Raw genomic sequence first — 15,578 nt, 5'->3', positions numbered from 1 at the left:
GGCACGGTACGTGCGCAACTCTCCGGCAGCCCGGTGCCCGCGCGGCTGCGGCTGGAGATCACCCCCGAGGGGGATACCGTCCCGGTGATCGTCACCGTGGACGGCGTGGACGCTCCCACGTTCGACCTGGAAATGCCGGTGCGCCAAGCCAATCCGGATGACATCACGCTGGCGCGCCGGTTGACGCCGATACTGATGCCCGGCTGGCGCACCGCCGAGGACGTGACCTGGTCCGGTCGGTTGGCCGAGGAGCTGGCGCGTAATGCCCGGGCGCACACCGACGGCGACGGAACGCTGGAGATCCGGGTTTCCGGGCCGACCGGCAATCGCTTGCTCAGCGTTGAAATGACCGACGGCAGTATCGAATTCCCGGTCGCACCGCAGGGCGACACGATCACCGGTGTCGCCCAGCTGAAGACCTACGCGCACCGTGCCGACTGGCATCTGGTCGACGACGCCGAGGGTGCGCCCGACCCCGGCCATGCCAAGACCGTGTGGTTCGAGTTCGACGAGAACCCACCCGCGCCGGCGGATCCCGCACCGGTCGCCGAAGTCGCGTCGGAGCCGGAACCGCTGGCGGGCCTGGTGCCGACCGACGACCGGTATGAGGCCGCGAAACCGGATAAGGAGGACGCGTACAAACCGAGCACGTCCAGCGAAACGGATATGCGGATCATCCGGCTGGGTGCCGATGGCCTGTTCCGCTGGGGCCCGTACAACGAGCTGTACAACACGATCAACCCCGAGGGCGACCACTTCCTCATGGGCGTCGATGGTGAGTTCAGCACCGCGACGAGCGGCAACCACGCCGACCTGTACAGCAGGTATGCCACCGTCGCGGAGGGCCCGGCCGCGTTCGGCGATTGGAAGATCGTCAACGGCGAACTGGTCGAGGTCAAACCGTTCAGCGGCACCTTCCTCCAGGCCAGCCATAACCCGAGGTTCGCCGGTCAGCTGAAGTTCGAGCTGTCCCGGCACAATGTCGATGTCGCCGCCATCCCGTTCCTGGGCGATCTGACCATTCCCAGCCTGTGGCTCGACGAAACCCCCACCCTTTCGGTCTCCGACCTGCTCGACAACGACGGCGCGGGCGCGGCCCAATTGTCCGGTCCCGGAACACATTTCTCGACCCGCGTCGAGAGCGTCGACCTGCGGCACACCGCCGGCCCGGTCGACACGCTGTCGGTGACATTGGCGATCGACCTGGCCCGCGGCGGCACCGGCCGGGTCACCCTGGAATTCACCCGCGATGGCAATGGCACCACCATGAGCTACCGGGACCTCGACCTGGGCTACGCGAGCGTCGACACCAAAGCCCCTGCCTTCCGGCCGGGTTCAGACCCGATCCGGATCGCCGACGCCTTCGTCGAAATGCACGAATCGGTGATCCTGCCGTGGCTCGCCGAATCCGGCGTCACGTTCGAGGGCCATCCCGGGCACTACGGGGAAACGACGATCGGCGAGGAATTCACCGACACCGCGCGCCCCGACGATCTCGACGAACACGACCGCGTCAAAGCGGCGCGTCGCGAGCCGATCGGCGCCGGACGGCACTGGGTGCGCGATGAACTGGCCGCGATCGGCTGGAGCGCGGGCGCGCCCGTCCGCGTCCACTACGTGGTGGTCAGCGCCAGCGAAGCCATCGCGAATTGCCTGGAGCACAGCACCGGCCAGGTCCGGATCACCCTGCGTGTCCTCCCCGGCACCGGCCATCTCCTCCTGCAAACCCAGGACAATGTCACCGACCATCCGGACAGCGGTCCGATCCGCGACGGTTCCAACCGGATGGCAGGTCTGGCGACGGCCGCCGCGGAGCGCCGCGACGCCGCGGACGCGGCGAAGAAGGAGGCCGCGAAGCAGGACGATGCTGCCGCCGAGCCTGCGCCCGAGCTGCTGGATCAGGCCGATGTCGATGCGCTGCTGGACGGTTTCGACGAGGGCGCCCTGGACGGCATGGATTTCGCCGAGATCGGTGCCGCGGTAGCCCGGGCAGAGGCGGCCTCGGAGCAGCCGAGTCAGGACGATATCGATGCGCTGCTGGACGGTTTCGACGAGGACGGCATCGCGGGTATGGACCTCGCCGAGATCGGCGCCGCGGTGTCGGCCGCCCTCGGCGAGACCGAGACCTCCGAGCCGGACCAGGCCGAAATCGACAAGCAGGACGCCGCGATCAACGACGAACGCGGCCGCGGCATCAAGATCCTGCATTCGGAATCCGACGCCTGGGATTACGCCCCCTTCGCCAACGGTCGCGGCAAGTCGCTCTGGTTCACCCGCACCCCGGCCGACAGCGACCCGGACCCCGACACCGACCTCGGCCCCGACACCGACCCGGATCCGGCGCAGCCGACCGATCCGCCCGCGCCACAGGGGAATACGCCCGCGGACCCGGAAGCCGCCATCGGCGATCAGGTTGCGGACCCCACCGATTCGCGGACCGGGACCGTCGGGGAATCCGCCGAATTCCGCGGGCTCATGGGCAATGTCGTCGGGGCCGCCAGGCAATCCGCGCGCTGGCTGGGCGATAAGTTCGGCAGTTCCGATGCCGGCCCGACGGCAACAGATCCCACCGCGACATCCGACGCCGACAGCGTGGATAGCCAACCCGCTGCGGGATTCGACGTCGAGAACGCCGAGGATATTCTCGATATCCGGGCAGAGCTGCGGGATCATCATCCGCGCCTGGCAGTTCTGGGTGGCAACGAGATTCGCGGTACACGCGACCTGGACGTCGCCCGGAAGTTTGCGAAGACGGCGCACCAACTGCTCGTCGCGCATCCGGAGATAGATCTGCGCGAGATCGCGTTCACGCGATCTCCGGTGAAAGGCTCACAACCAGTCGACGTCGAAGTCGGGGGCGGCCAGGAAGCATTCGCGCGGATCACCGTGAATTTGTCGCACTTCGACAACGGGATCGATCCGGAAAAGCTGTACTGGGATACTGTTTCGGCTTTCGGGCGGGCACTGGTATACGCCGGGCGGTGGCGAGCCGAAGTGCATGCGCTGGATGCGTTGCGGCACTGGTTCGACAACGAGTACCGGGGACGCGCACCCTTCGAGGAATGGATGTCGCTTCAGTTCGGCTCGTTCTACGACTCGACGAGTGGTTTGCTCGACCCCGGAGCCCTGGCGCATTCGTTCGAGGTCGCCGCCCGGGCAGCCGTGGACGGCAGAACGCACGTCAGCGTCGGTCAGCGTGTGCTGGTCGACCTGATGCAGCGGGAGGCGGCCGCCTGGAATCGCCGCACACCGTTCGACGACACGGCACCGGTCGACACGCGGTCTGCCGAGCAACGCCAGGAGGTACTGGCGGAGATCGCCGCGTTCACGGCCGAAACCGGTATCCATGTGGCGGGCATGCCCATGCAGGACGTCGATATCCAGACTATTCGGGAGTTCCTCCACACGATTCGCGACGAAGTGCGCGCCCAGCCCGGCCTCGACATCATCGCGGTCGATATCGCCCCGCTCCGCGATCGCTCGCTGGGTAGCACGCACTATGTGGGCTCGGCGCCCGGAATGCGGCCCGGCGCGGTGATCATCACGTTGAACGAACGCTACGCCATCAATCCGGCGTTGCTTCGCGCCAGGATTCAGCAGAACCAGAAGAACCGTTTCACGGCCGGTTCGCCCGACGCACCGGTGCGGTCGGTCATGCGCCACGAGGTCGGCCATGCGATGCACGGTCTCGTCGTCAACTGGTTCTCCAAGGAAGAGGTCGCGCACGACTGGAACGAAGCGATGGCCGAATTGCGCGCGGCATTCATCCAGCACATGGCGGAACGGAACTACCCGATCACGGAGCAGGATGCCGATTTCGCGGATCTGTTCCCGCCGTGGCTGAAAGCCCAGCTCAGCGGATACAGCTTCGACGCCGAACACAATCTGGTTCCCCACGAAGCCTATGCCGAGGCGTACTCCGCGGTCCGGCACGCTCCCGATGCGGCCACCGTCGCGCAAAGAGTCCTCTACAACAGGCTGATCGCCCTTGCGTGGCACCATGCGCGGGACGTGGACACCTCCGAGGTCCTGACCGCGGCGGCCAGGGACACCGTCGATCCGGTCGTGAACAGCCTTGTCGCCGAAGCGGATTCGAGTGCCCCGAGCTACCAGTCCCCGGACGACGTGCATCGCGCCGAATTCGAGCGCAAGGTGCGCGAGACCGATCTGTCCTCGCCGGAGGCCGTGGCCGCGGCACTGTTCGAGCCGGTCGGGCGGGACGCGGTCACCGAGTTCTACGACGCGCGAGTGTCCGGGCTGAAGACGGCGGAGGTGCTGCGCGCCCAGACCTTCGCCGCCTACACCGGCGCGTCCGCGTTCTTCGTCTCGGCGGATGTGGCCAATCTGAGCGGGCTCAACGCGTTCTGCAACAACCAGGCCGAGCCGGCGAACGTGTACTACAACGGCATCGCGACCGCGTTCCGGACCGCGCTGGAGGACTCCGGTGGCGTGGTGATTCCGATGCGCACCGGCGGTGACGAGGTCGGCGCGATCGTGCTCGGCATCGACGAGCAGAGTCTCACCGAGGTCATGGCCGAGGTGAACCGCCGGGTCACTGCCTATGCTCAGCGGGAGGGCCTCAGCGAGATCGAGCACCCCAAGCATCCCGGCGACCCCGCCTATCGCGGTGTCGGCCTGCATGCCGGGTTCACCGAGATCACGCCCGGCCTGACCCCGAAACAGATCTTCGACGAGGCCGACCTCGGCGTCGACGACAGCAAGAACGGGAGGACCGATGTCGCAGGAGAGCCGCGACGCGCGACTGGGACTGACCGGACTGACACCGGAGCAACGGGAACGCCGGATCGAGGAAATGCGCCGCGAACTGACGGCGAAACGAGCGGCGGCCAAGGCCGCGCTGCAAGCGGAACAGGCGCGGCGCCGCGCGGACTCGGCCTCGGCGGACTGAACCGCAACCTCGCCGCGCTGGCGGGTTACCCATCACCGGATGAGCTGCGTCGCTTCGCCTTCGCCGAAGGTCTCTACGCCCTGGGCACGCTGACCCCGGAGGTCGTGGCCGCGGAAATGTACCGCCCGGTCGCCCGGGACGAGGTGACCGAGTTCTACGACGCGCGCCTGTCCGGGGTGAAGACGGCCGAGGTGGTGCGCGCACAGCAGTTCGTCGCGGCGACCGGGGTACCGGCCTTCTACCTGTCCGCCGATATCGCCAACCTCAGTGGCCTCAATGCCGCGATGAACAACCGGGCCGCCGCCGCGAACGTGCACTTCCGCGGTATCGCCGAGGCTTTCCGCTTCGCCCTGGACGCGGCGGGCGGTGTCGTCGTGCCGATGCGCACCGGCGGTGACGAACTCTCCGCGGTGGTCATCGGCATCGACCCGGAAACCCTGACCGAGGTACTTACCGACATCCGAACCCGGGTCGCCGCCTACACCGCCGAGCACGGACTCGATGTGATCGAGCATCCGAAGCATCCCGGTGACGCCGCCTACCGCGGTATGGGCCTGCATGTCGGCGTCACCGAGATCGTGCCCGGCCTGACCCCGAAACAGATCTTCGACGAGGCCGACCTCGGGGTCGACGACAGCAAGAACCAGGCCGTCGCGACGGCGACGCCGGATGACGGCAGCACTGCCCAGGCCCAGGCCCCGGGCTCGCTCATCGGTGAGCTGCTGCCGGAACTGTCCACCTACGAGATCGTCGGCGACAACCCGGCCGCGGCGCTGCTGCCGGGCGAGGCCGCTGTCCTGCTGAAGGAGAACTCGCCGCCGTCGTGGGTGCGGGAGAAGGCCAATACCCGGACCGCCGCCCGGCGTGCGCTGGCCGAGCACGGCCACGGCGAGGTGGAAATTCCGCGCGGACCGCTGGGCGAACCGGTGTTCCCGGACGGGGTGGTCGGCAGCCTCACCAACAAGATGATCGACCGCGCCGACCAGCTCAACTACTACGCCGCGGCCATCGCCGACGCCGAGCAGTTCCGTGCGGTCGGCATCGATGCCGAGGACAACCGGTCGGTCCGGCAGATGATGTACGGCACGGGCCGGGTCGAGGAATTGCTCTGGATACAGGAGCAATTGGACTGCCTGCCGGATACCGGCATCGCATGGGACAAAGTGTTGTTCTCGGCCAAGGAGAGCATCTTCAAGGCCTGGTACACCGCGACCGGCGACCAGAGCTTGCGCCTGAACCACATCTTCCAGAACTCGCTGGTCACCTTCGACGTCGAGGCCGGTACCTTCCACGTGCGGCTGATGGTGGCGGCCACCGGAAAAGACGGCTTGCCACTGACCGAGATGCACGGCCGATTCGTGGTGCGCGGCAACGTGATTCTCACCGCCGCGATGGTTCCGGCAGTCGTGGCTTCCGCACCCGCGGCCGATCCGAGCTCGGCTACCGCAGCCGCGGCTACCGCACCGGCCGCCGACCCGGCCGCGGCCCGCGCCGCTTATGCCGAGGCGGCCTACGCGCTCAAGTGGCTGCTGACGGCGCGTGGCTACGACACCCACGGCATCGTCGAACTCGGCCGGCCGCTGGGCGTCAACCAGTTGATCGCCACTGCGCTGAGCGACTGGTCGCAGACGCACGCGCAGACCCTTGCGGCCGACACCGAGCTGCGTACGCTGTGGCAGGCATTCCAGCTCATGCTGCCCCAGGGCGAACACGCACAGATCCTGATGCCGGTCCGGGTGCCCAATCAGGGCGACCACGCGGGCGTCCTGGAGTTGACGCTGCACGAGCACCTGCTGTGGGAAGCGCACGGCACACCGTTCGACGCGTCCGCCGACGTCGACCGGATCGCCGAAATCCTTGCACCCCAACGTCTGCGGGCTCTCGCCGCACTCATGCCGAATCCGGATTCGGCCCAGACCCTGCACGCGGTGGCCGAGGTCCTTACCGCCCATCCCGCGGCAGCGAGCGCACCCGCCACCCTCGCCCCGGTCGCCACCGCGGCCGTCCACTACGACAAGAACCTCGCCCTCGGCACCGGGTCGGTGGCCCCGATCAGCCTGGACCTGTCCCGCGCTGCCGCGCCGCACCGCGCGGCCGCGCAAACGGACGCCTCGTACGCGGCCGGGGTGGGCGGCGCGATCGGCGCTGTCGTCGCGCCGAATACGGCCGGCCCGGGTCCAGCGGAGGCCGCGAAGGGCCTGCGCGGCTGGACCGGCACCGCGCACGACCCGCGCGTGAGCGGGGTACCGGCTCGGAACACGCCACCGATCGATCCGGCTGCCGCACACAGCGCGGGTGTCGGCGGTGCGGTCGGCGCGGCCGCCGCGCCGAATCTGGCGGGTACGGATCTCGCCGCGGGTCTCAATGACGGCGGACACGACTTCACATCACCGGATACCGAAGCACCACAGCAGGTTTCGGATCATGAACCCGGCGGCCAGTCCCTGCCCGGGGCCCAGCCGACATCCGAGCTTCCGCTCGCCGACTGCGTCGACCGGTCCTTGGCCCGCGTTGTCGCCGATCAGGGTGCGGTGGTCGGTCTTCCGGATCCCGAGACGCGGAGTCCGTTCGGGCGCAAGTGGTCCGAGGTGCGGGCGCTGCTGGGTGCGGCGCGGCCGGAAGGCTTCGATACCGCGGGACCGCACGAACCGCACGCGAATCTGATCGAGGGTCTGAAGCAGGCGGGGCCGGATGCGATCGCGTGGGTGCTGGACCAGCGTCAGACCGCCGACACCGATACCGGGATCGGTGCGCACGCCTACACGGTGAAGTACCTGGGCAACAACGTTTTCGATGTCGACGGGAAACGGGCCACCTACGCGGGCAGCCCGGACGACGCAGGGCAGGCGTGGTTCAGTTTCGGTGGGAACGACCGGGTTTCGCTGGCCGAGCTGACCGACAGCACGAATGCCGAGACCGCGGTCACGCGGGCGGTGATCTGGCGCGACGGTGTGGTCGTCGAAGGTATCGGCGACCCCCGCGTCCCACTGCCCGACGACGACCTCCGCATCGGCGCGACCGCGTCCGATCAGGGTCCCGTGCCACCGGATGACCCGTTCGCCGACCAGCCGCGAACCACCCGGATCACGCTGCGTCCGCAACCACCGGAGCCATTGCTGGCCCCGACCGTCATCGGCCAGTCCAGGGATGCCACACATCCGGTGTGGGAGTTGCTGTTCCGCACCGCGATCGGCCAGGAGGCCATGGCGGTCCTGCACAATGCCGAGGCGCACGTCCAGTTCGGCGACCGTGACCATTTCCACGGCCGGATCCGCCAGATCACCATCGACACCACCGGCCGCGGTCTGATCGCCATCGCCGAGGAAGTGCTCGCGCACGCGGCCCGGATGCAGGCCGTGGCGGCCGACGCGGTGGCGACCGAGCCCATCCGGATCCGCGATATGGCGCAGGACGCGTATGTGGAGCCGTGGCTGCGGGCCGAAGCCACCGCGATCGCCTGGCGCGCCGAGTTCGATCAACAGGTGCAGGAGGCCGGATTCGCGCGCACCGATCAGCTCGGCGTCGATCGCGCCGAGCTGGCGTTCCAGCAAGCGCTGTTCGAGCAGTACTCCGCCGCCTACGCCGCCGCGGATATCGCGCCCGGGGTCGACGCCGGGCTGGCCGGCCGCGCGCGTCTGCTGGCCGGTGTGGACGCGCTGCTGGCGAGTGGCGAGTTCATGGCCGGAACCGACCTGCGCGAAACCCTCGAGGCCGAGTGGGCGAGCCGCCAGAGTATGGGCCGCAGAATCGTGCTCTCCGCACAGCAGGTTCGGGAGCGGCAGCGGCTGATGCGCATCACTGCGGCGCTGAGCCGGGAGATCGAAGCGATCGAGACGGCCTGGGATCAGGTGCTGGAGCAGGTGCCCGCGATGACGGCCCGGCGGCTCGCCGAAATGCCCGACACTTCGGACCGCGCGGCCCGCCTGGCCTACGTGCTCGATGCCGTGGCCGAGCACAACCGAAATGCGCCGGTGCACACGTGGCCGCGGCAGGCTCGACGGCAGATGGGCGCGCTGGTCGAGCTGACCGAGCTGTGGCAGCGCGCGCAGGCGCAGTCCGCGGAAGTCGGCCGTTCGATGGACGACATCAACGGTTTCCCCCGCCGTGCCGTCGCGACCGTCCCTGATCTGGAGGTCACCGACCGGAACCTGCTGCCGTCGCTGGACCGCACGGCGGCCGGCGAAATGAGCAGGATCCGAACCGAATTGGAGTCGAGCGAGACCGGTCGCTGGGCGCTGCGGACGCTGGAGAGCCTGGGCGTGCGGATCCGGTTCGGCTTCGACCAGGTCACCCTGACCCAGGCCCGGCGCGAGAACTTCACCGGCGAATCGGGCTACGACCCGATCACCAATACCCTGGTGCTGCCCTTCAGCGGCGAGGTCGGCAGTGGCCAATTGATCGTCGCCGCGCACCTCGCGCAGGCCATGCGCTCGGCCGGCGATCCGCTGGCGCTGCTCACCGAGAGCCGCGCCGACTATCTGAAGATGATGCTTGACCTCCGGGCCGAGGCCGAGGCACGCGGTTTCTACCATCGCCGGGAGACCGGCGGTTTCAGCCGCTACACCAGCAACGCGCTGGCCGTGGCCTATCACGACGCCTTCGACCACGCCGAAAATCTGCTGCGCAACGTCTATTCGGTGGAATCCAAGTACGACATCCTGCGCAACGAGAACCAGGTACCGCAGGCGGCCGTGCGCGCGGTGGCGCACCGCTATGCCGCGGCCGCGGTCCGCGCGCAGCTGACGGTGCTCGGACCGGTGCTCGACGGGGTCGATCTGGAGACCCATTTCGGCTCGGAATGGGATGGCGCGCATGCCATCCCGGCCGTCGAGGCCCCCTCCGCGCCCGAGGTCGTCGCCGAGCCCGCGGAACTCACCAAGGCGCAGCTCGACCAGCAAGCCGAGCGCTTCGTCGCCGCTGTCGAGGAGTTGCGGGCGCTGCGCGCGAACGGTGTGTTCGTGCCGCGCGGCCCCGCCGAACAGGCCTATCTGGCCGCCGAGGACAGCGCGAGGGCACGGCTCGCGGCCGTGCGCGCCTACCTGGTCGAGGTCGGCCCGGCGGAGGCCCAGATCGCCTTGGACCTGGCTGGTTCCGCCCACGATGACCTGCGCCGGCCGCTGCCGTGGGACACCGACGAGGGCGCGCCCGTGCCGGATGCGCTGGATGCCGCGATCCAGGCCGCCGTGACTCCCGAGCTGGAGTCCTCGGTGGTCCAGCGCCAGGTGTTCGGCCAGGTCATGGACCGGCTGCTCGCCGATAACCCAGGTGCGCGCCGGGTGGTCGACGAAGGCCCGCTGGCGGACCGGATCGCGCTGCTGCCCCCGCATCCGCGCAGCTATCAGCCGCGGCTGCTGGTGCTCGCCGAACCGGGTAATCATGTCGATCTGCTGCGCGAGCTGGAGCTGGAGCAGCCCGATTTCGACGGCGTGCTCTGGCGGCAGGTGTACGAACTCGAATACCGGTCGGTCGCCACGGGTCCCGAGGGCGAGCTGCTGGTCGAGCCGATGTCGGCGGAGGACGCCGAGGGTGTGTTGCGTGCGGCCCGCTACGACGAGGTCGTGCCCCAACTGCTGGACCACTACCTGCGCTATCGGCTGCGCGCCGAGCTGGATCCGAACTTCGACTTTGTCCTCGATATCCGGCGGTGGCTCGCGTTGCTCCGGCCCGGGGCCGTCGCCCCAGCGGGGATCGATCCCGCGCAAGTCACCCACGAGCTCGCGCTGGCCGGCTTCCAGATGGTGCGGGTGGATCCATCGCTGAGCGAGCCGCATCCGGCGGTGATCGCCCATCGGCTGGTGACCCGCCAGATCGCCCTGCCGATCCGGGATTCCAGCGATCGGCCGGCCGGCCAGTTCGTCGATATCGGGTTGCCGATCGAGGTGGCGCATTTCCCGCTGCGGCTGTTCGCCGACGGCGCGGGCACTTGGCGGGTGGCGCCGCCGACCCATTCCGGTCATCCGAGCGAGGTGCTGTCGCGCTGGTTCCAGGGGCTTTCGGGCACCACCGAGCAGGTGGCGGAGCTGATCGCCGGGTTGCTCACCGACGGCTCGGCTCGGATCGCGCCGCTGGTGCCGGCGGACCTGGTCGCGTTGTACACCCCGCGACCGGCGGTAGGCAGTGCGCCGGAAGCCCAATCGCGGACGGCGAGTGAGAGCACGCCGGAGACCGAATCGCAGACGCCGGGGACGGCGAACGAGAGTGCGCCGGAAGCCGAATCACGGCCCGAGTCCGGGGCCGCGCCGGCGGGGGCCGAACCCGCCACCGCGAAACGGAGTTTCCTGCGGCGGATGGCCGGACGCATCCTCGGCTCGGGTGCGCCGGTGGCCGGTCCGCAGCCGAGCACCCCGATACCCGATCCGGGTGTCGAGGGCGACTGCTCGACGAGCTTCGCGATGCCCGAGGCCGTTGTGCCGCAACAAGATTCGGGACGATACGAAGACTGTGTCGGGCCTACCATGCGCATCGGCCGCGAGGCCGGGCTCGATGTCGTCGTGCCTGCCGAGTCGAAGCCGTCCGGGCGGACCGCGCTCGAGATGGAGGAGACCTACGCGCGTGGCCGCATGCGCCAGGTCGTCTCCCGTGACGCGGCCGCCGCGCGACTGATCGACAGCGCCGATCCGGCGACCGCGCTGCTGCTGGTCGAGGAGTACATGATCGGCGGTATGGAGGTGGCGCACCCGTCCTGGATGCGGGTGGACAACGGCAAGATCCTGGTCAGCGACGTCAACGTGGACAACGGCGCGTGGCACGAGTACGTACCGGGCACCGTGACCGAGGGCTCCCGCATGCTGTCCGCGATCGCCTACGGCGCCAATGGAAAAGCGCTGCTGTCGATCGCGGAGCACGGCCCCGACCTGGCGGCGCATCCGACACAGCCGATCACCCACACCGATCTCACCGCCCGGGAAAAAGAAGTGCTCGAGCTGGTCGCCACCGGTCTGACCAACAAGCAGATCGCGGACCTGCTGGAGATGGCCCCGCTCACGGTGCGCTCGCATCTGAACAGCATCGCGGTCAAGCTCGGCACCGGTGATCGCGCCGCGATGGCGGCGGTCGGCGTGCGCTCGGGCCTGCTGCCGCTCGACGATCCGATCGTCGCGATGAAGCTCGAGGGCGGGTTGCACGCGGAGGTGCTGAGCGAGATCCAGCTCGAGGTCCTGGCCTTGGTTGCCGATGGCTGGTCGAACAAGGAGATCGGCCTGGCCATCGACGACTCCGAGTCCGCGGTGAAGAATCACCTGGTCCGGATCGGTCGTGCGCTGGGCATCAGTAACCGCGCGGGCATGGTGGCGACCGCCTTGCGCGCGGGCATCCTCGCGATGGACGCCGACGTGGCGTTGCGGCCACAGTCGAGCGAGGGCCGCACCGCACTGAGCCCCCGCGAGACCGAGGTGTACACGCGGCGCACGGCGAATCATTCGAACGCGGAAATCGCCGCGGCGCTGGATATTTCGGTACACACCGTGGCGACCTATCTGGCCCGCATCGCGCACAAGCTCGGCGTCGGCGAGGTGGCCGGTCTGGTCGCGGGCGCCGAGACGATGACCTCGATACCCACGCCCACCTCGCGCCGGTCGGTCCCGCCCGCGATGCCGCACGAACCGACCATGATCGACCCGAGCCCGGCCGTCGCGCCGCCGGTCGATCAAGCACAGACCATGATCGGGATCGAAGCGCCCGGTGGAACCCGGACGCCACCGGTCCAGCAGGTGTCGGAACCCTCCGGCGACGCCAGCGAATCTGGTCTCGGTGGGCCGGTATCCATCGAAAGCGACCAGGAGCCGGACTATTTCGGTGTCGGCTCCGCACTCCCGGAGGCGATCGTGCCGGGGCGGGAGACCGAAGAGGCGGAGTACCTCGACCCCGAACAGACGATCCGTCCGCCCGCGGCCGAACCCGCCGAGCAGGTGGAATACCGCAATCCGTTCCAGACCGTTCCGGCTCGGGAGGAAGGGGACGTCGAAGGACCGGAGTACCTGGAACCGTCGCAGCAGCCACTGTCCTCGGTTCTGCCCGCCGATTACAGCGAAATCATCGAGGGCATAGGCAATTTCGATGGCAACGGCCGCACCGTCGATGATGGTGTGCTCACCGTGGAGCAGGTCCAGCAGGCGATCGGGAACATGCTGAAGGCGATCATGCCGGTCGACACCGGCTGGCACCGCGACGGTCACTTCCGGCTGCCCGACGGTCGCCCGGTGCACGTTCGGGTCGACAGTGGTTTCGAGAACGAGGTCGGCAGCTTCCAGCTGAGCTCCGACGGCACGGCCTTCGACATCGTGCTCGCCGACGGCCTGCGCACCCGCGACGTGCCGCGCGCCGTCGCACACATGCTGGTCCGGATCCGGCAGTTGACCGATCCGACCTTCGAGCATCCGGGGCCGCGGGTGGCCGAACTGAAAATAGTTGCGACCCAACTGGATCAGTCGATCTTCGATCCCGCGCGCAGCAAGCTGACCGTAGAGATCCGGGCCGACTTCGAGGAATTGATCGCCGAGGTAGGCAGGGACAGCGCGGCCACTCGGGCACTGACCGAGCACGATCCGGCGCTCGCACACCGGATCACCCTGGAATACAGCGATGCCGTCGGCTACCGCCCCGTGTTCGGGAAGGGATTGACCGTCCAGGCCTTCGACGAGAGCACGCGAACCTATCTCGGGCAGCTGGCGCTCCAATTGACCGGCCCGCATGCCTCCGATGTCATGATGGCGGAAGGACTTTCGCTCAGCGCCCGGATGCGCGAGGAACAGTGCCGCCGCCTCTTCGAGCCGATCTTCGCCAACCGCGAGGTCAGCGCCATTCGCAGACGGCTCGAAGCCGCCGGGCAGTTCAGCGCCGACGATCTGGTCGCCGCCCTGAACCCGATCAAACGCGCCTTCAACGACCCGATGGCCTCCGAGTGGCGCGCCGGCGCGCTGGACGCGGCGATCACCGAGGTGCAGAACACCCCCGGCTTCATGCAGCAGATCAACCAAGCCATCGATTTCGAGGCGATGCGCGCGCAGGCCCGCGACTACGCCGGAATGCCCGATCGGGTCGGCGGCATTCTCGATCGATACAGCGGACAGGTGGACTTCCGGACCCTGGCCACCAGCCCGCGCGGCGCGAGCATGTCCCTGCTCGACTTCTTCCACGCCATGGATCGGGCCAACCGCGGCGCCGAAACCGCAGGCTTGGACATCGAATACGTCGTGGTGATCCATGACGACGCCAACGGCCACTCCTCGGTCGATGTGCTCTCCCGCCCCCGCGCGCAGTACCGGCTGCCCGCGCAGCGGAACCATCCGGTGCTGTTCGTGCCGCGCCCCTCGGTGCCGGCCGCCGTCGCGGGCGGGCACACCGTCGACGTGGGTGTCGGCCGCGGTGGCTTTGCCGTGGAATTGACGCCCGCCCAGGACACCTCCGGCGGCGGCCTGGTGCTACAGACCGAACTGCCCATGGACTACGCCGACGCCGGACAGCGCCGCCGCAACCTCGGCATCCTCGACCCCGGTCCGCTGACGCGCGAGGGCTCGCTCATGGTGTGGGCCGATTTCCTGTTGCACGGCGCGGTACTCAATATCGGCGGCAACGGCGGCGTGGCCCGCTACTTCATCAACAATGTCAGCGCCCACTACGGCGACAGCGACTACGACACCCTCGCCCGGCAATTGCCGCACACACTGGTTCCCGGTGCCCATATCGAAATCCAGTGGGACATGAAATCGGAACTGGTGCAGGGTGGTACGCCCGGCGACCGCGGGCACATCCAGGGCGACGAGCTCATGCTCGCCATCAACCGGGTACTGCCGCCCTCGATCGCCGCCGGCTTCCAGGTCGTCGAGCACACCATGTTCACCGGCGACGGCAGCAGCGAATACCTGTTCACCATCGACGCCGGCGCCAGTAACGTGATCAACCCGGCCGCCATGGCCAAGTACTCCGCGCCGCAACCCACCGACCGTATGGTGATCGTGTACAACCCGGTCGGTTACCGTCCGGCTACGGCGAACGAAGGTGGTGCACGGTCATGACGGAAATCGAAGGCGTGCGCCAATGGCTGGAGCAGTCCGCGGAGTTCCTGCGCGGTCAGCTGCAATGGTTCGGCGGCCAGCTCGTGCCGGGTGCGGTGCCGCACGTGGTCATTCCGAAGCACCCGAGCCAGGTGGACTGGTCCGATCCGCCCCGGCACCGTTTCGAGGCGCTGGCCAACCTGTCCGGCCCGCCCGACCCGACCCGCGCCGATCACGCCGCGCGGGTACTGCACACGGCGGGCTGGACCGTCCAGGTGCAGCGCGACCCGCAGACCCCCACCGTGGTCACGGTGCGCGGCGACCGCGAAGGCTACCGCCTGCAAGCCCGCCTCGAGGACGGGTTCGGCGGCATTGTGCTGCTCGGCGAAACCCCGAACATCCAGCTCTACCAGCCGGATCCGTCGCCCGGGGTGGTCCCCGCCGTCACCGCCGACACGATCAGCGACGGCGCCGTCCTGTGCTACGAATGCGACGGCGCGGGCTCCTGCCCGACCTGCCGAGGCCGCGGCTGGACCAAGGCGCCCACCGCCACCGGACGCCAGCGCTGCCGCACCTGCCTGGGCTCGCGGGTGTGCCCGGTGTGCGGGGGAGCGGGTGAACTCCGTATCGCGGAATTGTCCGACGAAGACCGCATCCACTACCCGCACATTCCCTAA

At 68.7% G+C, this 15,578-nt stretch carries 2 protein-coding genes (1 of these 2 only partly in view); both read left to right on the top strand.

Annotation, left to right across the window (positions count from 1 at the left end):
* Positions 1 to 14,922, top strand: partial view of a LuxR C-terminal-related transcriptional regulator gene (locus ACFVMC_RS02005; RefSeq protein WP_379206016.1) — the final stretch only. 42,369 nt of this gene lie to the left of the window's left edge; only the last 14,922 of its 57,291 coding nucleotides appear in the window; its start codon lies beyond the left edge, outside the window; its stop codon occupies positions 14,920 to 14,922.
* On the top strand, positions 14,919 to 15,578 hold the full coding sequence (locus ACFVMC_RS02000) for a hypothetical protein (RefSeq protein WP_379206014.1): 660 nt from the start codon (positions 14,919 to 14,921) through the stop codon (positions 15,576 to 15,578). The genes ACFVMC_RS02005 and ACFVMC_RS02000 overlap by 4 nt, the downstream gene beginning before the upstream one ends.

The organism is Nocardia sp. NPDC127579, from assembly GCF_042672005.1.
GTDB lineage: Bacteria > Actinomycetota > Actinomycetes > Mycobacteriales > Mycobacteriaceae > Nocardia.
The sequence above is the reverse complement of the archived record's forward strand: the minus strand, read 5'-3'. Positions and strand labels throughout refer to the sequence as shown.